The sequence below is a fragment of the Streptomyces sp. NPDC004732 genome (assembly GCF_040609235.1).
Lineage (GTDB): Bacteria > Actinomycetota > Actinomycetes > Streptomycetales > Streptomycetaceae > Streptomyces.
In genome coordinates this window covers 380,054-400,104 of the sequence record NZ_JBEXJR010000003.1, presented here as the reverse complement: position 1 = coordinate 400,104, position 20,051 = coordinate 380,054, and the positions used below count along the sequence as shown (strand labels likewise).

Annotated in this window: 18 protein-coding genes; 14 read left to right on the top strand and 4 right to left on the bottom strand. The window is 71.9% G+C overall.

All coding sequences use genetic code 11. The annotated features are described in order from the left end of the window. The first annotated feature begins 52 nt into the window (after positions 1 to 52). Genes ABZV77_RS10865 through ABZV77_RS10845 form a run of 5 tightly spaced genes read left to right on the top strand, consistent with a single transcriptional unit; the run spans position 53 to position 5,197 of the window. On the top strand, positions 53 to 1,642 hold the full coding sequence (locus tag ABZV77_RS10865; protein ID WP_356253370.1) for an ABC transporter substrate-binding protein: 1,590 nt from the start codon (positions 53 to 55) through the stop codon (positions 1,640 to 1,642). A gap of 59 nt (positions 1,643 to 1,701) precedes the next feature. Further along, complete coding sequence (locus tag ABZV77_RS10860; protein WP_356254281.1) at positions 1,702 to 2,667, top strand: ABC transporter permease; 966 nt, start codon at positions 1,702 to 1,704, stop codon at positions 2,665 to 2,667. A 19-nt stretch (positions 2,668 to 2,686) separates the two neighbouring features. Continuing rightward, positions 2,687 to 3,553: an ABC transporter permease gene (locus ABZV77_RS10855; RefSeq protein WP_356254278.1), complete on the top strand. Its 867-nt coding sequence runs from the start codon at positions 2,687 to 2,689 to the stop codon at positions 3,551 to 3,553. A gap of 44 nt (positions 3,554 to 3,597) precedes the next feature. Continuing rightward, a complete protein-coding gene (locus ABZV77_RS10850; RefSeq protein WP_356254275.1) occupies positions 3,598 to 4,527 on the top strand; it encodes an ABC transporter ATP-binding protein in 930 nt (309 codons plus the stop codon). After that, complete coding sequence (locus tag ABZV77_RS10845; protein ID WP_356253367.1) at positions 4,520 to 5,197, top strand: ATP-binding cassette domain-containing protein; 678 nt, start codon at positions 4,520 to 4,522, stop codon at positions 5,195 to 5,197. The genes ABZV77_RS10850 and ABZV77_RS10845 overlap by 8 nt, the downstream gene beginning before the upstream one ends. A gap of 4 nt (positions 5,198 to 5,201) precedes the next feature. Here the strand turns inward: ABZV77_RS10845 and ABZV77_RS10840 are convergent, their stop codons facing one another. Next, positions 5,202 to 5,990, bottom strand: a complete 789-nt coding sequence (locus ABZV77_RS10840; protein ID WP_356253364.1) for a DeoR/GlpR family DNA-binding transcription regulator — start codon at positions 5,988 to 5,990, stop codon at positions 5,202 to 5,204. Between the two features lie 232 nt (positions 5,991 to 6,222). Between ABZV77_RS10840 and ABZV77_RS10835 the strand changes: the two genes are divergently transcribed. The 8 genes from ABZV77_RS10835 (at position 6,223) to ABZV77_RS10800 (ending at position 15,308) form a co-directional block, all read left to right on the top strand. Next, positions 6,223 to 7,560, top strand: a complete 1,338-nt coding sequence (locus ABZV77_RS10835; RefSeq protein WP_356253362.1) for an MFS transporter — start codon at positions 6,223 to 6,225, stop codon at positions 7,558 to 7,560. A 3-nt stretch (positions 7,561 to 7,563) separates the two neighbouring features. Further along, entirely contained in the window at positions 7,564 to 9,105 is a 1,542-nt protein-coding gene (locus ABZV77_RS10830; RefSeq protein ID WP_356253359.1) for an FGGY-family carbohydrate kinase, read from the top strand. Further along, positions 9,098 to 10,654: an FGGY family carbohydrate kinase gene (locus ABZV77_RS10825; protein ID WP_356253356.1), complete on the top strand. Its 1,557-nt coding sequence runs from the start codon at positions 9,098 to 9,100 to the stop codon at positions 10,652 to 10,654. The genes ABZV77_RS10830 and ABZV77_RS10825 overlap by 8 nt, the downstream gene beginning before the upstream one ends. Beyond that, on the top strand, positions 10,651 to 11,286 hold the full coding sequence (locus ABZV77_RS10820; RefSeq protein WP_356253353.1) for a histidine phosphatase family protein: 636 nt from the start codon (positions 10,651 to 10,653) through the stop codon (positions 11,284 to 11,286). The genes ABZV77_RS10825 and ABZV77_RS10820 overlap by 4 nt, the downstream gene beginning before the upstream one ends. Continuing rightward, positions 11,283 to 12,335, top strand: a complete 1,053-nt coding sequence (locus tag ABZV77_RS10815; RefSeq protein ID WP_356253350.1) for a 2-hydroxyacid dehydrogenase — start codon at positions 11,283 to 11,285, stop codon at positions 12,333 to 12,335. Before ABZV77_RS10820 ends, ABZV77_RS10815 begins: the two co-directional genes overlap by 4 nt. A 131-nt stretch (positions 12,336 to 12,466) precedes the next feature. Next, positions 12,467 to 13,327 carry a phosphatidylinositol-specific phospholipase C/glycerophosphodiester phosphodiesterase family protein gene (locus ABZV77_RS10810; RefSeq protein ID WP_356253347.1) on the top strand — a complete coding sequence of 287 codons (861 nt, stop codon included), beginning with the start codon at positions 12,467 to 12,469 and terminating at the stop codon, positions 13,325 to 13,327. A 129-nt stretch (positions 13,328 to 13,456) separates the two neighbouring features. Continuing rightward, positions 13,457 to 13,651 (top strand): hypothetical protein, encoded by a 195-nt coding sequence (locus ABZV77_RS10805; protein WP_356253344.1) that lies wholly within the window; start codon positions 13,457 to 13,459, stop codon positions 13,649 to 13,651. An 88-nt stretch (positions 13,652 to 13,739) separates the two neighbouring features. Further along, entirely contained in the window at positions 13,740 to 15,308 is a 1,569-nt protein-coding gene (locus ABZV77_RS10800) for a hypothetical protein (RefSeq protein WP_356253341.1), read from the top strand. Positions 15,309 to 15,318: 10 nt separating this feature from the next. Here ABZV77_RS10800 and ABZV77_RS10795 read toward each other — a convergent pair whose 3' ends face one another. Together ABZV77_RS10795 and ABZV77_RS10790 are read right to left on the bottom strand one after the other, a co-directional pair. Further along, complete coding sequence (locus ABZV77_RS10795; RefSeq protein ID WP_356253338.1) at positions 15,319 to 16,593, bottom strand: phosphodiester glycosidase family protein; 1,275 nt, start codon at positions 16,591 to 16,593, stop codon at positions 15,319 to 15,321. A gap of 73 nt (positions 16,594 to 16,666) precedes the next feature. Further along, on the bottom strand, positions 16,667 to 17,071 hold the full coding sequence (locus ABZV77_RS10790; protein WP_356253335.1) for a DUF779 domain-containing protein: 405 nt from the start codon (positions 17,069 to 17,071) through the stop codon (positions 16,667 to 16,669). Between the two features lie 139 nt (positions 17,072 to 17,210). Here ABZV77_RS10790 and ABZV77_RS10785 point away from each other — a divergent pair, with 139 nt between their 5' ends. Continuing rightward, the gene (locus ABZV77_RS10785; RefSeq protein ID WP_356253332.1) at positions 17,211 to 17,891 is read left to right on the top strand and encodes a L,D-transpeptidase; all 681 of its coding nucleotides are present in this window, start codon (positions 17,211 to 17,213) and stop codon (positions 17,889 to 17,891) included. A gap of 33 nt (positions 17,892 to 17,924) precedes the next feature. Here the strand turns inward: ABZV77_RS10785 and ABZV77_RS10780 are convergent, their stop codons facing one another. After that, positions 17,925 to 20,036 (bottom strand): choice-of-anchor A family protein, encoded by a 2,112-nt coding sequence (locus tag ABZV77_RS10780; RefSeq protein ID WP_356253329.1) that lies wholly within the window; start codon positions 20,034 to 20,036, stop codon positions 17,925 to 17,927. Positions 20,037 to 20,051 lie beyond the last annotated feature (15 nt).

Below are 20,051 nucleotides of genomic sequence, written 5' to 3'. Positions count from 1 at the left end.
ATAATTGCGACCTGTTCGCAATAACAACTGATCTTCAATAGGGGTGTGGAGTATGAGGGCCCGATCGATACGGGGCGCAGGCGCGGTGGCGATGGCGGCCGCGACAGCTGTCGCCGCCTCCGCCTGCTCGGCGCCGGGCGACGGCGACAGCGGCGCGAAGGACTCCGCGGTCGTCGGCATCGCGTACGAGCCCGAGACCCTCAGCCCGCTCCTCGGCTACGGCAAGGACGGCAACTCGAAGATATTCGACGGGCTGCTCACGCACGACGCCGACATGAAGCTCAAGCCCGCGCTCGCGGCCGAGCTGCCCAAGGTCGCCGACGACGGCAAGACCTACACGTACAAGCTCCGCAAGGGCGTCAAGTTCAGCGACGGCAAGCCCTTCTCGGCCAAGGACGTCGTCTTCACGTACGAGACGATCCTCGACAAGAAGACCAACAACGCGTCCAAGACCGAGCTGGACGCCGTCAAGAGCGTCGAGGCGAAGGGTGAGGACACCGTCGTCTTCCACCTCAAGTACCCCTACGCGCCGTTCGCCGAGCGCACCGTCCTGCCCATCGCGCCCGAGCACGTCGCGGGCAAGCAGGACGTGAACACCGGCACCTTCACCACCAAGCCGGTCGGCACGGGACCGTACGAGCTGGTCAAGTGGTCCAAGGGCGAGAAGCTGACCTTCAAGGCCAACCCCGGCTACTGGGGCGGCGCGCCGAAGGTCAAGAACTTCACCATGGCGATCATCAAGGACGACGACATCCGCGCCACCCGGCTCGACGCCGGTGAGCTCGACGGCGCGATCCTGCCGCCCAACCTCGCCAAGAAGTACAAGAGCGACAGCGGCAAGAACACCTATGCCGCCAAGACCTTCGACTACCGCGTCGTGACCCTGCCCACCGGCAACAAGGTCGCCGGTGACACCGACATCCGGCGCGCCCTCGACGTCGGCGTGAACCGCAAGGCCATGGTCGACTCGATCCTGTACGGCGAGGGCAAGGAGGCCTACGGGCCCGTCCCGACCGACAGCCCGTGGTTCACCAAGGGCACCGAGCGCAAGTTCGACGCCGCCAAGGCGAAGAAGATCCTCGACGACGCCGGGTGGAAGCAGGGCAAGGACGGCATCCGCGAGAAGGACGGCGTCCAGGCGAAGTTCCCGCTCTGGTACCTCTCCGGCGACAAGCTCCGCCAGGACCACGCCCTCGCCTACGCCTCCGACGCCAAGAAGATCGGCGTCAAGGTGGAGGTGCAGTCCGGCACGTGGGAGGTCATCGAGCCCCGCATGCCCAAGGACGCGGTCCTCGCGGGCGGCGGCTCCCCGGCCGACCCGGACTTCGACCAGTACACGCTCCTGAAGTCCTCCCTCGCCGGTGACGGCTTCAACAACATGGCGCACTACGACAACTCCAAGGTCGACAAGGCCCTGGAGGACGCACGCAAGAGCGGCGACCACGCCGAGCGCCAGGCCGCCTACGACACGATCCAGCGCGAGCTCGTGAAGAACCCGGGCTACACGTTCCTCACGCACATCGACCACCTCTACGTGGTCGACAAGAAGTTCGGCGACCTGAGCACCCAGGTCGAGCCGCACGACCACGGCCTGGCCTCCGGTCCCTGGTGGAACGTCGAGGACTGGCAGCCGAAGAAGTGACGTCTGCGATATCCAAGGCCCCGGGGGAGGCGACGCGCCGTCGCCTCCCCTGGGGGCCGATGGCCCGGCTCGTGGCCCGGCGGGCGCTGTTCGCCGTACCCGTGCTGCTGCTCGTCACCTTCGGGGTCTTCGCCATCGCCGCCGCGTCGCCCTTCGACCCCGTCAAGGCGTACGCGGGCACGGCCGGACTCACCGCCTCGCAGGAGAACCTCGACCAGCTGCGCGCCAACCTCGGCGTCGACCGGCCGCTGACCGCCCGCTGGTGGGACTGGCTGACCTCGGCGCTCTCCGGCGACTTCGGGGACTCCAGCACGCTCAGGCAGCCTGTCGCGGACGCCATCGGCGAACGCATCGGCTGGTCCGTGCTGCTCGCCGCGACCGCGTTCGTCGTCGCCATCCTCCTCGGCACCGCGCTCGGCGTGCTCGCCGCCCGCAGGCCCGGCGGCTGGCTCGACCGTGCCGTCACGTCCCTCGCGTACACCCTCGAAGCCGCGCCGCCGTTCTGGCTCGGCCTCCTCGCCGTCTGGTTCTTCGCGCTGAAGCTCGGCGTGCTGCCCTCCGGCGGACTCACCGACACGGCCAGCTCGACCGTGACGGCCGGACAGGTCGCGAGCCACCTGGTGCTGCCCGCCGGTGTGCTCGCCGTCTCCCAGCTGCCCTGGTTCGTGCTGTACGTGCGTCAGGGGGTCGGCGACGCCCTGGGCGACGACCCCGTGCGCGGGGCACGCGCGCGTGGCCTCGCCGAGCGGACCGTGCTCCTCGGCCACGCGCTGCGCTCCGGCATGCTGCCCGTCCTGACGCTCATCGGCTCGCGCGTGCCCGAACTGATCACCGGAGCGCTCCTGGTGGAGACCGTCTTCAGCTGGCCGGGCATCGCCGCGGCCACCGTGCAGGCCGCCACCTCCGTGGACTTCCCGCTGCTCGCCGCGCTGACCGCGCTCGCCACGGTCGCGGTGCTGCTCGGCAACCTCGTGGCCGACCTCCTGTACGGCCTCGCCGACCCGAGGGTGGGATTCGATGGCTGAGAAGGCCGAGATGGCTGAGATGGCTGACATCGTGTGGCGCGGGCGGGGCGGCCTGCGCCGCTCCACGCGCGCGTGGCGGGTGCGCACCTCCGCGGTGCTCGTCGCCGCGGTCGTCCTCGCCGTCCTCCTCGTACCGCCCCTCGTCCACCTCGACGAGCAGGCCGTCGACCTGGCGGCGAAGCTCCAGCCGCCGTCGCTCGCCCACCCCTTCGGCACCGACGACGTCGGCCGCGACCTGCTGCTGCGCTGTGTGTACGGGCTGCGGGTCTCGTTGTTGGTGGGTGTCGTCGCGGCCGTCGTCGCCACCGTCATCGGCACGGCGGTGGGCGCTCTCGCCGCCGCGTCGGGCGGCTGGGTGGACCGGCTCGTGATGCGCCTCGTGGACGTCTTCGCCTCCGTGCCGCACCTGCTGCTCGGCATCTTCATCGTCGCGATGTTCCGGCCCGGTGTCTGGCCGGTCGTCGTCTCCGTGGCGCTCACGCACTGGCTGTCCACCGCCCGCATCGTGCGCGCCGAGGTCCTCTCGCTGCGCTCACGGCCCTACGTCGACGCGGCGATCTCCTGCGGTGCCTCGCGGACGCGCGTCGCGGTGCGGCACCTGCTGCCCGGCGTCCTGCCGCAGGCCGGACTCGCCGCCGTCCTGATGGTGCCGCACGCCATCTGGCACGAGTCCGCGCTGTCCTTCCTCGGCCTCGGACTCCCCTCCCACCAGGCCAGCCTCGGCACGCTCGTGCAGAGCGCGCGCGGCTCCCTCCTCGCGGGCGACTGGTGGCCCACGCTGTTCCCCGGCCTGTTCATCATCGTGCCCACTCTGGCGATCGCGGGCCTCGCGGGCGCCTGGCGGGAACGGATCAATCCCCGGCGCCGATCGGAGCTCATGCTGTGACGGTCCCCGTCCTCTCCGTCAACGGACTCTCCGTACGGTTCCGCATGCGCGGCGGCACCCACGTGTCCGCCGTCACCGACGCCACCTTCGACCTCGCGGCGGGGGAGTGCCTCGCCCTGGTCGGCGAGAGCGGCTGCGGCAAGTCCGTGCTCGCCTCCGCGCTGCTCGGGCTGCTCCCGCAGAACGCGGAGACCGCCGGATCCGCGCTGATCGGCGACGCCGGAGGCACGGGCCGCGTCGACCTGCTCACCGCCGACGAGCGCACGCTGGCCCGCACCGTACGAGGGCGCCGCGTCGGCCTCGTACCGCAGAGCCCCGCCGCCCATCTGACGCCGGTCCGCACCGTCCGCTCCCAGCTGGAGGAGACCCTGCGCGAGCTGGCGGGCGTACGGAAGCCGCAGCTCAGGGCCGCGGCCGAAGCGGCCGCCGAGCGTGCCGCGTTCCCCATGGGACACCTCGACCGCTACCCCCACGAGCTGTCCGGCGGCCTCGCCCAGCGCGCCGCCACCGCGCTCGCCCTGATCGGCGACGCGCCGCTGCTCCTCGCCGACGAGCCCACCACCGGCCTCGACCGGGACCTGGTGGACCGCACCGTCGACGAGCTGCGCAGGCACGTCGGCGAGGACCGCGCGCTGCTCCTGATCACCCACGACCTCGCCGCCGCCGAACGCATCGCCGACCGGGTCGCCGTGATGTACGCGAGCCGCATCGTCGAACTCACCGACGCGGACGCCTTCTTCGGCACGCCGGGACCCCGGCACCCCTATGCCCGCGGGCTCCTGAACGCCCTTCCGGAGCGCGCCTTCACACCGGTCCCCGGCATGCCGCCCGAACTGTCCGCGCTTCCCGCGGGGTGTGCGTTCGCAGCACGCTGCGACCGTGCGGACGAGGCGTGCGGCGCGCTGCCCGCGCTCACCGACGGCACGGCCTGCCACCACCCCCACGCGGACGTGCTGGAGGCGCCCCGTGCTTGAACTGCGCTCCATCACCGCCGGGTACGACCGCCGCGCCCCCGTCGTCAAGGACGTCGGCCTCACCCTCGCGCCCGGCGAGTCCGTGGGGCTGCTCGGCCCCAGCGGCTGCGGCAAGTCCACCCTGGCGCGGGTCGCCGCGCTCCTGCACCGGCCCGACGCGGGGCACGTCGTCATCGACGGCGAGACCGCACGCGGCTGGCGGCACCGGGCGCCCCGCGAACTGCGCACCGCCTTCGGCGTCGTCTTCCAGCAGCCACGGCTCTCCGCGGACCCCCGCCTGACCCTCACCGCGCTGATCGCGGAACCGCTGCGGGCCGTCGGGCGCGGCGCCGAAGCGGCCGCCACGGTCCCTGAGCTGGCCGCCCGGGTCGGCCTCGGCGCGGACCTCCTGGGCCGCCGCCCGCACGAGGTCAGCGACGGCCAGCTGCAACGGGCCTGCCTGGCCCGCGCCCTGGTGCTCCGCCCCCGCTGGCTGATCTGCGACGAGATGACGGCGATGCTCGACGCCTCGACGACGGCGGCGCTCGTGCAGGTCGTAGAGGAGTACCGGGCCGAGCGCGGCGCAGGACTCCTCGCCGTCGGCCACGACCGCGTACTCCTGGAGCGGTGGTGCGACCGGACGGTGCACTGGGACGAACTGGCGGGCCTGGCTCCTGAGGTTCCCCGCTGAGGCCTCAGCCCCGCGGCACCACCCGCACGTCAGTGCCGCCCCGACGGATCTCGCGCACCTCGTCCTGCGCGAGACCGTCGTCCACCACCAGCAGGTCGAAGTCCGCGAGCGGCGCCAGCGCGTAGAGGCCGTCGCGGGTGAACTTGGTGTGGTCGGCGAGCAGCACCCGGCGCGTGGCCGCCGCCATCATCGCCCGCTTGACCTGCACCGTCTCTGGTGATGTGTGATAGCAGCGGCCGCGCGTCACGGCCGTCGTCGACATGAAGAGGACGTCCGCGCGGAACGCCTCCACGCTGTCCGCGGTGTGCAGGCCCATGAAGGCGTCGTACGCCGGGAAATAGCTGCCGCCGAGCGCGATCAGCGAGACACCGGGCTCCTTGGCGAGCGCAGTGATCGCGGGCAGCGAGTTGGTGATGACCGTCAGCGGCGTGCGCTCGGTGAGCAGCCGCGTCAGGTGCAGACAGGTCGTGCTGTCGTCGAGCAGCACCGTCTGCCCCGGCACCAGCTCCCGCGCGGCCGCGCGCGCCAGCTGCTGCTTCGTCTGCGCCATGGTCGACATGCGCTCGGCGACACTGCCGTGGAACTGCGCGGACGGCAGCCCCGTCGCCCCGCCGCGCACCTTGCGCAGCCACCCCTGCGACTGCAGGAAATCCAGGTCGCGGTGGATCGTCATCAGGCTGACGCCGAACTCGTCGGCGAGGTCGGCCGCGCGCACGAAGCCGTTCGCGACCACCGCCTCGCGGATGCGGCCGCGCCGCGCCTCGCGCTCGTCCGCCCGGTCCGCCTTCGCCATGCCGCTCTCCCGCCATGTGAAATGCCAGTGTGATGATCTCATGGATTTCACAGGCCGTGAGGGTGGTCGACCGGGCCCCGCGCAGCTCCGGGGCGGGGGACTCAAGTCCTCCTCACACGGCGAAAGACCCTCGTCGCGGGAGATGCCGACGAGCGATTGACGGCGGATTTCGGCCAACTGTTAGCTCGGACCTGCCAGCACTCGCCGCCGTCCTTGCCGCAGGGGAGCTTCAATGACGAACACCCCGAGTTCCGTCTTCACACGACTCGGCATCCCGCCCGCCCTCTCCTGGGGGTATCTGGGGCTCCTCATCTTCATGACCGGTGTCGGCGTCGAGGCCGGTTACCTCTCGCCGTATCTGGAGGACCTCGGCATCCCGGCCTCCTCGGTCGCGATGGTCTTCACCGTGTACGGCGTCACGGGCGCCGTCGCCGCCTGGTTCGCCGGAGCGCTCTCCGACCTGTGGGGCCCGCGCCGCGTCATGTGGCTCGGACTGACCGCCTTCGCCGTCACCCACGTCTTCTTCCTGACGGTCGCGATCCCCAGCAAGGCGTACCCGCTGCTGCTCCTCGGCTACGGGCTGCGCGGCCTCGCCTTCCCGCTCTTCGCCTACGCCTTCCTCGTGTGGATCGCGGCCGTCGCCCCGCAGCGGCAGATGGGCAGCGCCATGGGGTGGTTCTGGTCGGCGTTCTCCGCCGGGCTCCCCACACTCGGCTCGCTCACCGCCAGCCTGCTCATCCCGCACATCGGGGAGCTCGGCACCCTGTGGGCCGCACTCGGCGTGGTCGTCGTCGGCGGCCTCGTCCCGCTCCTCCTGATCCGCGAACCCACCGGCTCCGCACGCCTCTCACCGGCCGGTGAGAGCCCCGTGGCCGGACTCGTCGGCAGCCTCACGATCCTCTACCGCAACCCACGGGTGGGCGCGGGCGCGGCGGTGCGCATGCTCAACACCGCCTCGCAGTTCGGCTTCCTGGTGATGCTCCCCACCTGGTTCGTCAAGGAGATCGGGCTCTCCGACGCCCAGTGGCTGCGGCTGCTCGCCCTCATGTTCGCCACCAACATCGTCACCAACCTCGTCTTCGGGATGGTCGGCGACAAGGTCGGCTGGCGCACCACCGTCGCCTGGTTCGGCGGCGTGGGCTGCACCCTGTCCACGCTCGTCCTGTACTACGTCCCGTCCGCGGTCGGCTCGCAGTACGCCCTCTGCGTCCTGGTCGCCGTCCTGTACGGCGCCACGCTCTCCGGGTACGTCCCGCTCTCCGCGCTCATGACCGCCATCGCCCCCACCCACAAGGGCCAGGCCATGGCGGCGCTGAACCTCGGAGCGGGTGCCTCCACCTTTGTCGGCCCCCTCGTCGTCGGCCTCTTCCTCGGACCGCTCGGGGTCGGCGGCGTCGTGTGGATCTTCGCCGGGTTCCACGCGGTCAGCGCGCTGCTGACGCTCATGCTGCGGACGACGGCCCCGGACGCGGCACCTACCCCCACGACCGACTCCGCGGTACGCCTGCCACAGCAGCTTCCCGCCGACGCCCTTGGGCCCGTCGGCGCACCCGCCACGAAGGGACTGTGACGCATGTCGGTACTCGCCATCGACGTCGGCACCACGATGATCAAGTCCGTGGTCTTCGACGACCAGGGCAACGAACTCGCCGTCTCCCGGCTCGCCACCGAGGTGCAGCGCCGCCACCCCGGCTGGGCCGAGCAGGACATGGACACGGTGTGGAACGCCGTCGTCTACACCGTCCGCAACGCCCTGTCGGAGATCACCGACCCCGTCTGGCTCGTGACGTTCACCGCGCAGGGCGACGGCGCCTGGCTCGTGGATGCCGCGGGCCGCCCCACCGGACCCGCCATCCTCTGGTCCGACGGCCGCGCCGGTGACATCCTCACCCGCTGGGAGCACGAAGGCGTCCTCGACGAGGCCTTCCGCCGCAACGGCTCCCTCACCTGCAGCGGCATGCCCAACGCCATCTTCAGCTGGCTGGGCTCCCGCGACCCGCAGCGCCTGGCCCGCTCGGCCGCCTCACTGACCGCCGCGGGCTGGCTGTTCCTGCGCCTGACCGGGGTCGCCGCCACGGACGAGTCCGATGCCTCCGCGCCCTTCCTCGACCACGCCACCGGCGACTACGACCCCGAGATCGTCGCCCTGTTCGGCCTGACCTCCTACGCCCGCCTGCTGCCCAAGGTCCTCGGCGAGCAGGAGCGCATCAGCGAGATCACCTCCGAGGCGGCCGCCCAGCTCGGACTGCCCGCCGGGCTGCCCGTCGTCATGGCGCCGTACGACATCGCCTCCACCGCCCGCGGCGCGGGCGTCGTCAACCCGGGCCAGGCGTGCAGCATCCTCGGCACCACGCTGTGCACCGAGATCGTCCGCAAGGACGTCGACACGAGCGGCGAACCGTCCGGCATCAACATCGCCTACCGCGGCCGCGAGCGGATCCTGCGGGCCTTCCCCACCCTCAACGGCGCCGAGGTCCTCAATTGGGCCGCCCGCACCCTCCACCTCGAAGGCCCGCCCGAGCTGGCCACGCTGGCCTTCACCGAGTCGGAACCCGGCGCCCGCGGGCTGATGTTCCTGCCCTACCTCTCCCCGGCGGGGGAGCGGGCGCCTTTCCTCGACCCCCGCGCCCGCGGCTCGTTCTGGGGTCTCTCCCTCGAGCACACCCGCGCCGACCTGGCCCGCGCCGTCTTCGACGGGCTCTCCCTCGTCCTGCGCGACTCCCTCGTCGCCTCGCGCACCTCGGTCACGGAGCTGCGGCTGTGCGGCGGCGGCGCCAACAGTGCCGAGTGGTGTGCGCTCATCGCGGACGCCACCGGCGTGCCGACGGCCCGCTCCGGGGACACCGAACTCGGCGCCAAGGGCGCCTTCCTCACCGGCCTCGTGCTCAGCGGCGCCGAGTCCAGCATGCACAGCGCGGCCGCCAAGTACGTACGGATGCGCACCAGTTGGGAGCCCGACCCGGAGCGGTCCGCGTACTACGCGGGCCTGTACGAGTCGTTCCTGAACTGGCGCACCCTGGCCCGCGACGCGGGCTGGACCCCGGCCGCCACCCCCGTCCCCCCACCACGACCGGCCCCCCGAACGGCACCTCAGCAAGGAGCACCCCGTGCCTGACCAACCACCCCAGGGCGCCGCGCTGCCCCCGGACGCCGTCTGGCTCGGCCTGGACCTCGGCACCCAGAGCGCCCGCTGCGTCGCCGTCGACTCCACCGGACAGATGCTCGCCGCCGCGTCCCGGCCGCTCACCAGCCACCGCGAGGGAGCCCGTCACGAACAGGACCCCGAACAGTGGTGGGACGCGCTCGCCGACGCCTGCCGTGAGGCCCTGTCCGGCATCGACGCCGACCGGGTCCGCGGCCTCGCCATCGACGGCACCTCAGGGACGATCCTGCTGGCCGACGCTGCGGGCGCACCGCTCACGCCGGGCCTCATGTACGACGACGGGCGCGCCGCAGGACAGGCCGCGCGCGCCAACGAGGCGGGCGCCGCCGTCTGGCACGAGCTCGGCTACCGCTCCATGCAGCCGTCCTGGGCGCTGCCCAAACTGCTCTGGCTCCTGGAGCACGAACCCGCGGCGGCCGGTACGGGGGTCCGGCTGCTGCACCAGCCCGACCTGATCACCTGGCGGCTCGCGGGCCACCAGGTGGCGAGCGACGCCAGCCATGCCCTGAAGACCGGCTACCACCTCACCGAAGAACGCTGGCCGGAGCCGGAGCTCGCCGAACTGGCCGTCCCACAGACCCTGTTGCCCGATGTCGTACGTCCCGGGAGCCTCCTCGGCACGGTCTGCGCGGCGGCCGCCGCCGTGACCGGCATCCCCGAGGGCACCGCGATCGTCGCGGGCATGACCGACGGCTGCGCCGCCCAGATCGGCGCGGGCGCCCTCACCCCGGGCGCCTGGAACTCCGTGCTCGGCACCACCCTCGTCTTCAAGGGCACCAGCCCCCACCTGGTACGCGACCCGGGCGGCGTCGTCTACTGCCACCGGGGCCCCGGCGACACCTGGCTGCCCGGCGGTGCGTCGAGCAGCGGCGCGGGCGCCCTCGCCCGCGAGTTCCCGGGAGCAGACCTGGACCGGCTGACCGACCTGGCACGCGAGGCGGCCACCGACGCGGTGGCCTACCCCCTGGTCTCCGCCGGCGGCGAACGCTTCCCCTTCCGCGCCCCGGACGCCCGGCCGTTCGTCCTCGGTGATCTCGCCGACGACGCCGACGACGCCGAGCGCTTCCACGCGTACCTCCTCGGCGTGGCCTGCGTCGAACGGCTCTGCTTCGACTACCTCGACCTGATCGGCGCCCCCGTCGACGGCCCGCTCACCCTCACCGGCGGCGGCGCCCGCAACCGGTACTGGAGCGGGCTGCGCGCCGACGTCCTCGGCAGGCCGGTGTGGGTCCCCGAACAGGCGGAGGGCGCCGTCGGCATGGCGGTCCTCGCCGCGACCTCGGGCGGCGTCGGCGTGCGGGACGCCGCGGCGGCGATGGTCGGCACCGGCGAGGAGATCTTCCCCGACCCGGCGCGCACCGCCCGCTGGACGCCCGTCTACCTCGCCTTCGTCGACGAGCTGGCCGCACGGGGCTGGCTGGACGGAGCCGTCGCCGCACACGCGCGGGAACGCGCCCGCCGGACCCCCGGCACCCAGGAACGTGAAAGGGAAGACCAGTGACCGACTTCATCCTCGTACGCCATGGGGAGACCGTCTGGCACGACGGCAACCGCTACGCGGGCCGCACCGACGTCGAGCTCACCGCGCGCGGCCTGCGCCAGGCCGCGGAACTCGGCGCGTGGGCCGCGGGGGAGCGGATCGACGCCGTGGTCAGCTCCCCGCTGAGCCGCGCCCGGCTGACCGCGCGGCCCGCGGCCGAGGCGCTCGGCCTGACGCCGCACGTCGAAGAGCGGCTCCTGGAAGTGGACTTCGGGCGCGGCGAGGGGCTGACCCGGGACGAGATGCGCGAGCGGTTCCCCGAGGAGCTCGCCGCGTTCCTCCGCGACCCGGTCGCCCACCACCTGCCCGGCGGCGAGGACCCGCGCGCGGCGGCCGAACGGGCGAGCGCGGCCCTCTTCGACCTAGCCGACACCCACCCCGAAGGCCGCGTCCTCGTGGTCGCCCACTCCACCCTCGTACGCCTCCTCCTCTGCCACCAGCTGGGCATACCACTCGCCGACTACCGCCGCGTCTTCCCCGCCCTCCACAACGGCGCCCTCACCGAACTGCGGCTGCGCGACGGCCGGATGTCACTGCTGCGCCTCAACGCACCGACCGCGGTCGCCCCCACATACGAAGGAACCCCCTCATGAGCACCACCGTCCTCGCCGCAGGCGACCACTTCGTCCTGCCGCGCCTGCTGACCGAAGAGGTCCGCGCGGCCACCTCCTCCGACGCGGACGCCGTCGCCGTTCGGGAGCTCACGCTGCCCTGGCCGCACACTCCCTTCGGCCCCGTCGCCGAGGTCGTCGAGGCGTCCGGCACCGAGGACGAGCTCATCGAGGCGCTCCAGGGAGTCGAGGTCTGCGTCACGCAGATGGCGCCCCTCACCGAGCGCATCCTGGCCAACTGCCCCGACCTGAAGCTGATGTGCATCAGCCGCGGCGGACCGGTCAACGCCAACCTGGAAGCGGCCACCCGCCACGGCGTCGCCGTCTGCTACGCCCCCGGACGCAACGCCGTCGCCACCGCCGAACACACCCTCACCCTGCTCCTCGCCGCCGCCCGCGGCGTCGGCGACACCCACACCGACCTGCGCGGCGGCGTCTGGCGCGGCGACTACTACGACTACGACAACTGCGGCATCGAGATCGACGGCGCAACCGTCGGCCTGATCGGCTACGGCGCCATCGGCAGCCGCGTCGCCAAGGTCCTGGTGGCGATGGGCGCACACGTCCTGGTCCACGACCCCTACGTACAGCCGGAACTGCTCGTCGGAGTCGCCGAGCAGGTGTCCCTCGACGACCTGCTCACCCGCTCCCGCATCGTTTCCCTGCACGCACGCGTGACCGACGAGACCAAGGGCATGATCGGCGCCGAGCAGATCGCGCGGATGCCCCGGGGCTCCGTCCTCGTCAACTGCGCCCGCGGCGCGCTCCTCGACTACGAAGCGGTCTGCGACGCCCTGGACGCGGGCCAACTCTCCGGCGCCGCCTTCGACGTCTACCCGAAGGAGCCCGTCCCGGCCGACTCACGCCTCCTGAGGACCCCCGGCATCGTCATGACCCCGCACATCGCGGGCGGCAGCCAACAGGTCGCCCACAAGGCGGCCCGCATCGTGGCGAAGGAGGTGGCCCGCTTCCTCCACGGCGAGCCGCTCGCCCACTGCGCCAACCCGGAGGTGTTCGCGGACCGGGCGTGAACGCGCGGCGGCGATAGCGCCAACTCCCGGACAGGGCAGGTTTCCTGGCGCGGGCGGAGCCTCATACTCATTTCGGCTCAGCCCGTCGCAGTACCCCACCCCCTGATTCCACTCGTCCCCGGGAGGCAGACATGGCCCTCACCACCCGTCGCAGAGCCCTCACCACCTTCGGAGCCGCCGTCGCGGGCAGCGTCGCGATACCTGCCTACGCGCATGCGAGCGGCGGCGGCCACCACCCCCGGCCCCTGGTCCGCGCCCACGCCCACAACGACTACGAACACCCCCGGCCCCTCTTCGACGCGCTCGACCACCGCTTCGGCAGCGTCGAGGCCGACATCTATCTCGTCGACGGGCAGCTCCTCGTCGCCCACGACCCGGTGGACCTCGACCCCACCCGCACCCTGGAGTCGCTCTACCTGGAGCCCCTGGCCGACCGTGTGCGCGCCAACCACGGTTCCGTGTACCGGGGTTACCACCGCATCCCCTTCCAGCTGCTCATCGACATCAAGACCGAGGGTGCGTCCACGTACGCCGAGCTGCACCGGCATCTGCGGCCCTATCGGCGCCTCTTCACGTCGTACACCTACGGGAAGGTGCGCCGTGGCGCGGTCACGGCCGTCGTCTCCGGTGACCGTGCGGCGCGTGCGCCGATGGAGGCGCAGCGGGTGCGGTACGCCTTCTATGACGGGCGCCTGGCCGATCTGGGGACCGCCGCGCCCGCCTCGCTGATCCCGCTGATCAGCGACAACTGGTCCCTCAACTTCAGCTGGCAGGGCACGGGGCCGATCCCCGCGGCGGAGCGCGAGAAGCTGCGCGGCATCGTGTCCGCGGCCCATGCACGGGGGCAGCGCGTGCGGTTCTGGGCCACGCCCGACCTGCCGGGACCGCAGCGCGACGCGGTCTGGGGCGAGCTGCTCGCCGCCGGTGTCGACCATCTCAACACCGATGACCTCGCGGGTCTCGAGGCCTTCCTCGACGCGCACCGCGGATGATCTTCGACGATCAACCCGCTCGGAAGTAGCACCCGTTCGGAGCACAGGTCAGACGCCCGGATGCCCCCTCCGTTACGCCAGACTGACGGCCGGAAGCCGCGGTTCCACGTGGCGGAGGAGGTACTTCCCATGGCCGTTTCGATCTCTGTCGTGCTGCTGCTCGTGGTCCTTGCGGTGGTCTTTCTGCGCAACGGAGCGCTGAAGGTGTCGCACGCCGTCGTCTGCGGGCTCCTCGGGTTCTATCTGGCGAGCACGAGCATGGCGCCGACCATCCATGACGGACTCACGGCCACCGCGGAGATCGTCAGTTCCATCCGGCCGTGACTGTTTCCCGCCGGTTGATCCTTTCGAGTTCATGAACAACTGACGCTGTGTCATGGACAGTTGGACAGGTGCGCTCTAGCTTCGGCGCATGTTTTGCAGACTGCGCCGCATCGTTCCCGCCGGTGTCGTGGCCCTGACCGTCTCCCTGGCGGTGCCCGCGTACGCCGACGAGATACCCAACGCCCCCGGGCACCGGCTCGTCGAGCAGTACGAGGGCGCGCCCGCCGAGGCCCGCCCCCTGCCCGGCACCCCACCGCCCCAGCACCCCTACCTCGCCGCCAACGGCCGCAGCGGCATGCACGCCGACGCGGCGGGCAGCGGGACCTACCCCTGGAGCGGACCGCTCGGGAAACGGCCCGCCGCCGACAGCGAGAAGATGGCGGCGCTGGGCGGCGAGTGCGCGACCGTCACCTTCGACCGCGACGGGCGCATCGTCACCGTGTGCGGCACGTTCACCGGGTTCCTGGTCAAGCTGCTGGATCCCGGGACGCTGGACACGCTCGCCGAGTACAAGCTGCCGCAGCGGCCCTCGACCGTCGAGGCCATCACGCGCCTCGACTTCTCGAAGATCTTCAAGGACACGTCGGGCGGGGCCTATTCGTACCTCGACAACGAGGACCGGCTCGTCCTCGCCGACTCGCGCCAGCACATCGTGCGGCTCGCGCACGAGCGGACGGCGGACGGCGGCTGGCGCTTCGTCGTCGACAAGGAGTGGGACCTGACGGACCACGTCCCGCACGACTGCGTGAGCTGGACCAACCTCTACCCGAGCGGCGAGTGCGACCCGGTCACGTCGGTGATGCCGGACTGGGACGGGCGCATCTGGTGGGTGACCCGGCAGGGCCGCATCGGCACCGTCGACCCCAAGTCCGGCGACATCCGCTCCGTCCGCCTCGACGGCAAAGAGATCCAGAACTCGTTCTCCGTCGCCGACGACGGCGTCTCGATCGTCTCCGACCACGCCCTCTACACCTTCCGGGCCACCGCCGACGGCACCCCGAAGGCCCTCTGGCGCCAGACGTACGACCGCGGCACCGGCACCAAGCCCGGCTCGGTGAACCAGGGTTCCGGTACCACCCCGGACCTCTTCGGCGAGCACGACGACTATGTGGCGATCACCGACAACGCCGACGACCGCATGAACGTCCTCGTCTACCGGCGCGGCGCCGACGTGCCCGACGACGAGCGGCTCGTCTGCAAGGTCCCCGTCTTCGGCTCCGGCGCCTCCACCACCGACAACTCCCTGATCACCTGGGGCAACAGCCTCGTCGTCGAGAACAACTACGGCTACGAGAACATCACCTCGCTGACCCTCGGCCGCAGCGTCGTCGGCGGCGTCAGCCGGATCGACGTGCGCAAGGACGGCACCGGCTGCGACACGGCCTGGGAGAGCGGGGTGCGCTCCCCGTCGACCGTGCCCAAACTGTCCACCGCCAACGGCCTGCTGTACTTCTACACGAAGGAGCCCAACCGCCTCGGCATCGATGCGTGGTACCTGACCGCCGTCGACTTCCGTACCGGCGACACCCGCTGGAAGCGGCTCGCCGGTACGGGCATCGCCTACGACAACAACTGGGCGCCCGTGACGCTGGGACCCGACGGGACGGCCTACGTGGGCGCCTTCAACGGGCTCGTGGCGGTGCGCGACACGGAGTGAGGGGTCCGGCTCAGGACCGGGAGAACACGCCGATGCCGTTCGGCACCGGCCGCTCGATCCCCCCGCTGGGGTTGTTGCGGACGGTCACGGCATCGGCGCCCGGAGGCCGCGCGACCAGCGTGGACGTGGCCGAGACCAGCGTGGAGGAGCCGCCGCCGTCCAGGCTGAAGCCGTCCCGCGCGCCCAGCTCCTGCAGCGTCCGCGCCACTTCGGCGATCGTCAGGCCCGCACGGAACTCCGGCGACCCGTCCAGCGACAGCAGGAGCAGGCGTCGCCCGTCGTCGGAGATCCCCGCGGCGGTCCGCACCGCCGACGTGACGCCGTCCAGGCCGGGCAGCGGCACACCGCGGCGGAGCACCGGATAGCCGCCGAGGGCGAAGCGGAGCGGCATGCGCGACTCGGCGGCCACCAGGCGGTGCTTGACGTACACCCAGTCACCCGCCGACAGCTTCCGCAGCTCCTGCGCGCCCGCCTCACGTCCGACCAGGACCGTGCTGCCCGGGGCGATCGGGCCCGCGCCCGGCGTGTCGGACGAGGCCACGACGCGACCGCCGCGGACCGTCACCTCGTGGGTGTCCGTGCTGCAGGGCGCGCCGCGGCTCGTGTCGGTGCCGCAGGTCGACCGCAGCCGCGACACGGAGCCCCAGTCGCTGGTGAACGCGCCGACGGAACCCACCGGCAGCGCGTACTGGTTCAGGCCGCCCAGCGGGAGGCGGGTGCCCTGCGTGCGGATCTCTCCGTCCAGGGCGAGGCTGTCCAGGCGGGCCCTGCGGTCGTACCCCACGCCGAGGACGGCCTCGGTGGTCACGCCCGGCGGCATCGCGGGCCCGAAGCGCTGCCCGTCCGGCACGGCGCCCTTGAGCACGCGGCCGCTCGCGATCGCCGGTCCGACGGGCGCGCCCGTCGCCTCGACGCCGGGGTGCTGCGTCTCGGTGATGTTGAAGAAGTCGCCGTTGATGCCGCCGACGGCACCGGCCCCGTCCGCGAGCGCGGAGACGGGCGAGCGCGCGGCGACCTTGCCCGGATACAGCAGGCCGACGCTGGTGCGCGGGTCGCGCAGATCCACGTCGAGCACGTGCACACGGGCCGCGCCGTGCGAGCCCTGCACATCGAAGTACCGATACTCCACGCCCGGCGCCACCGGGCCGGAGGCCCGTGCACCACCCCCGGCAGCGGCACTGGCCGGGGCCGCTCCGGTGAGAGCCGCCCCGGCCAGCATGCCGAGCGTCGTGACGAGGGTCAGGGCCGTTCTGAACCGTCCACCGCGTTGTTTCTGGCGAGTCACAGATCCCCCAGGAGTCGACCGGTCGGCGAAGAAACTGTCGCAGCAGCCAGAGGAGTTCACCAGATCCCGGTGGCTACGTTCCGACCAGGCGGGAACGGATGAGGAAACGTACGCCCTCCGGGGCCTCCAGCGAGAAGCCGCTGCCCCGTCCCGGCACGACGTCCACGATCAGCCGGGTGTGGCTCCACAGCTCGTACTGGCTCTTCGACATCCAGAACGCTACGGGCTCGGCCACCCCATCGACCGTCAGCGACGCGAGGTGGACGTCGGATTGGCCGGTACGGAACTCGCCGTCCGGGTAGCACATGGGGGCACTGCCGTCGCAGCAGCCGCCCGACTGGTGGAACATCAGCGGCCCGTGCGTCTCGCTGAGCTGGCGCAGGAGCCGGGCCGCGGCGGGGGTGAGCTCCACCCGGGGGGCCTCGCTCCCGGTGACGGTGACCTCGGGATCGGCGTCCTTCGTCTCATGACGGTCCATGGCAGGACTCTGCCCCTCGGCACGTTGCAACAGGGTTGCGAGGGAGGCCCTCAATCCGCACGGCCCCCGTTCGGACCAATTGTGGGATTGTCGGGTCGTGTCGCCCCGGGAGCGGCGGCGCGCGGGTGAAGCTGGTGCGATGCGTTGGCTCCCCTCGGCGATCGCCGCACTGTCGTTGGCCGTTCCCGTGTCGCACGCGTCGGCGGCCCCCGGACCCGCTGCCGCCGATCCGGCGTGCCGTGCGGGTACCGCTCCCTACCAGCGTGAACTGGAGCGTGAGCTGCGGCTGCCCGTCGACGGGCGTCAGTCCGCCGCCGACTGCGCGGCCGTCCGGCGGCTCCAGGAGCGGCTCGGCATCCGCCCCGCGGACGGCAGCGCCACCCTGCGGACGTACCGCTTCCTCGTCGCGGACAAGATCCGGCGCAACCCCGCGGAACGACGGGCCTGCCCTGTGAAGCCGTACCGGGTCACCTGCGTGGACCTGACCCGGCAGATCCTGTGGGCGCAGAGCGGAGGCAGGCTGGTCTTCGACCCGGTGCCGGTCCGCAGTGGCAGGGACGGTCTGGAGACCCGCCGCGGCTGGCAGCGGATCTACTTGAGGAACCGCGACCACTACTCGACGATCTACCACGTCCCCATGCCGTACGCGCAGTTCTTCAACGGCGGGCAGGCCCTGCACGGCACCCGCACGGATCTCTTCTCGTCCGGCTCGGGCGGCTGCGTCAACCTGGCCGTGGACGACGCCAGACGGCTCTACGACCTGCTGCAGAAGGGCGACCGGCTCTACCTCTGGGGCACGAAGCCGGGCACGGGCGGCTGACGCCACCCGTGCCCGGAGCGGGAGCAACCGGGGTCACTTCCCCTTCTTGCCTCCGCCGCGCTGGTTGGTGAGCGTCACCGTGATGTCCTTGCCGGGGTTGTGACCGGTCACCTTGTGCGGGCCGCTGACCTTCTTCGCGGGCAGGACGTAACCGTCGGGCACGGCGGTCTCCCTGAGGTAGTACGACCCGAGCGGGAGGTCCTGGAACTCGCACCGGCCGCGGACGTCCGTCGCGCAGCCCCCGTCGGCGAGGGTGTCCCGGTCCGTGCCCGCCGCCTGGAGGCCGGGCCTGCCGTTGCTCTCGCGCCACAGCTGGAAGACGGCACCGGCCAGTGGCCTGCCCGTCTTCTTGTCCTTCTTGACGAGCGTGAGGGAGCCGAGGACACCGGGATGCCGGTGCACGCGGTTGAGCGCCTCGACGGAGACACCCTGCGGAACGTCGGACTCGGTGAGGACCAGGGGCCCGAAGACCGCCGGGTCCGGGAGCTGGTATCCGAGCGGAGCCTGCGTCTCGACCCAGTAGTACGTGCCGAAGGCCACCGTCCTGCGGCAGGCGCCGGAGTTGTTCGTCGTGCAGGGAGTTCCCGTGGCGGTGTCCGGGTCCGCCCCGTCCTGCTGCAGACCGGGCCTGCCGTTGGTCTCGTGCCAGAGCTGGAAGACGGCGCCCGGCAGCGGCTTCCCCGTGTCCTCGTCCTTCTTGACGACGGTGACAGGGCCCTCCTTGACGGTCGGCTCATCCTTCTTCTTGTTGGTCGCCGGGACCGACACGCCCGCGTCGGCGTTGGCCGCGGTCAGCTCCAGCGGTCCGAAGACGTTCGGCGACGGGAGGTCGTAGCCGTTCGGCGCCTTGGTCTCGCGCCAGTAGTACGTGCCGAGCGGCACGGTCTGCGCGCACTCGCCCGGCGCCTCGGTGACGCAGGGGCTGCCGATCTTCGTGTCCGGGTCCGCGCCCGAGGTCTGCAGTCCGTCGACGCCGTTGGACTCCTGCCACAGCTCGAACTCGGCGCCCGCGAGCGGCTTGCCGCCGTCCTCGTCGGTCTTGACGACCTTGACCTCGCCGGAGGTGGGCGCGGTGGCGCAGTCCGGCAGATCGCCGTCGAAGGGGTAGTTGTGGAACTCCTGGCCGCCGCCGCCCGTGGCCGCGCTGGTGTGGGTGAGCGAGCCCGTGGTGAAGAAGCGGCCGTTCATGCCCGGCACGCTGACCGTGGTCATCGAGCCCTGGTCGCCGACCAGGACGCTGCCCTGGAACTGCCCGGTGCCCTTGACCTCCACCGAGGTGGCGTCGGGGAAGTTCCACAGCAGGCGGCTGCGCATCTTGTTGAGCTGGCTGCTGTCGTCGATGGTGCCGCTGTACGTGTTGATGGTGCGGTTGGTGCCGAGGATGTTGACCAGGACCGTGGCGTCGTCCGGGATGCCCTCGAAGCGGATACCCTCCTGGCCGCCGCTGCCGCCCATCAGGTCGAAGTCGACGTTGAAGACCTGCAGCTTGGAGGTGTTGTCGCCGCGGAACAGCGTCTCGCCGCCCGCGTGCGTGGCCGTTCCCGTGGGCGGGCGCGTGCTCGTGCCGCCCTCGGGGTGCGCGTAGCACTGGCTGGCGGTGGTCAGCTCGTCGCGCAGCGGGATGTAGGGCTTGGCGGCGTCGGGGTCCTTGCGCTTGGTGCCGATGATCGTGCCGGTGGCGTCCCCGGCGTGCCGCACCACGCCCTCCTCGGCGAGGAGCCGCTCTCCGGTGGCGACCGTGACGTCGCCGCCGGTGGTGAGCCAGTCCGAACCGACGGGAGGAGCCACCCGGGAGCCGACGCCCGCCTCGCCGACGTTGTAGATGCCGCTGACGCCATCCGCCTTGTCCTGGTCGAAGTCGCCGAGGACGACGACCCGCCCTTCGGCCTCCGCGGCCTTCTCGCGGACGAGGAAGTCCCCGCCCACGTAGACGTTGATGCCGTTGTCGCGGTACTTGATCCCGTCGTTGTTGATGGGCGGGTAGCCACCGCTCGGGCAGTTGCCCGGCACGCACGGGCCGAGGCCGCCCGGCAGGGGCTTCGCGACGGCGGCTTCGGCGGGCAGGGCCGACAGGCTGGTGCCCGCCACGATGCCGAGGAGACAGAGGTACCTCATTCCGGTCTGGATGAGGGAAGGAAAGGTCACGCGCACATCAGCTCC

Coding starts and splice junctions, on each gene's coding strand:
- ABZV77_RS10865 (WP_356253370.1), top strand. CDS start 53: ATGAGGGCCCGATCGATACGGGGCGCAGGCGCGGTGGCGATGGCGGCC.
- ABZV77_RS10860 (WP_356254281.1), top strand. CDS start 1,702: ATGGCCCGGCTCGTGGCCCGGCGGGCGCTGTTCGCCGTACCCGTGCTG.
- ABZV77_RS10855 (WP_356254278.1), top strand. CDS start 2,687: ATGGCTGACATCGTGTGGCGCGGGCGGGGCGGCCTGCGCCGCTCCACG.
- ABZV77_RS10850 (WP_356254275.1), top strand. CDS start 3,598: ATGCGCGGCGGCACCCACGTGTCCGCCGTCACCGACGCCACCTTCGAC.
- ABZV77_RS10840 (WP_356253364.1), bottom strand. CDS start 5,990: ATGGCGAAGGCGGACCGGGCGGACGAGCGCGAGGCGCGGCGCGGCCGC.
- ABZV77_RS10835 (WP_356253362.1), top strand. CDS start 6,223: ATGACGAACACCCCGAGTTCCGTCTTCACACGACTCGGCATCCCGCCC.
- ABZV77_RS10830 (WP_356253359.1), top strand. CDS start 7,564: ATGTCGGTACTCGCCATCGACGTCGGCACCACGATGATCAAGTCCGTG.
- ABZV77_RS10815 (WP_356253350.1), top strand. CDS start 11,283: ATGAGCACCACCGTCCTCGCCGCAGGCGACCACTTCGTCCTGCCGCGC.
- ABZV77_RS10810 (WP_356253347.1), top strand. CDS start 12,467: ATGGCCCTCACCACCCGTCGCAGAGCCCTCACCACCTTCGGAGCCGCC.
- ABZV77_RS10805 (WP_356253344.1), top strand. CDS start 13,457: ATGGCCGTTTCGATCTCTGTCGTGCTGCTGCTCGTGGTCCTTGCGGTG.
- ABZV77_RS10800 (WP_356253341.1), top strand. CDS start 13,740: ATGTTTTGCAGACTGCGCCGCATCGTTCCCGCCGGTGTCGTGGCCCTG.
- ABZV77_RS10790 (WP_356253335.1), bottom strand. CDS start 17,071: ATGGACCGTCATGAGACGAAGGACGCCGATCCCGAGGTCACCGTCACC.
- ABZV77_RS10785 (WP_356253332.1), top strand. CDS start 17,211: ATGCGTTGGCTCCCCTCGGCGATCGCCGCACTGTCGTTGGCCGTTCCC.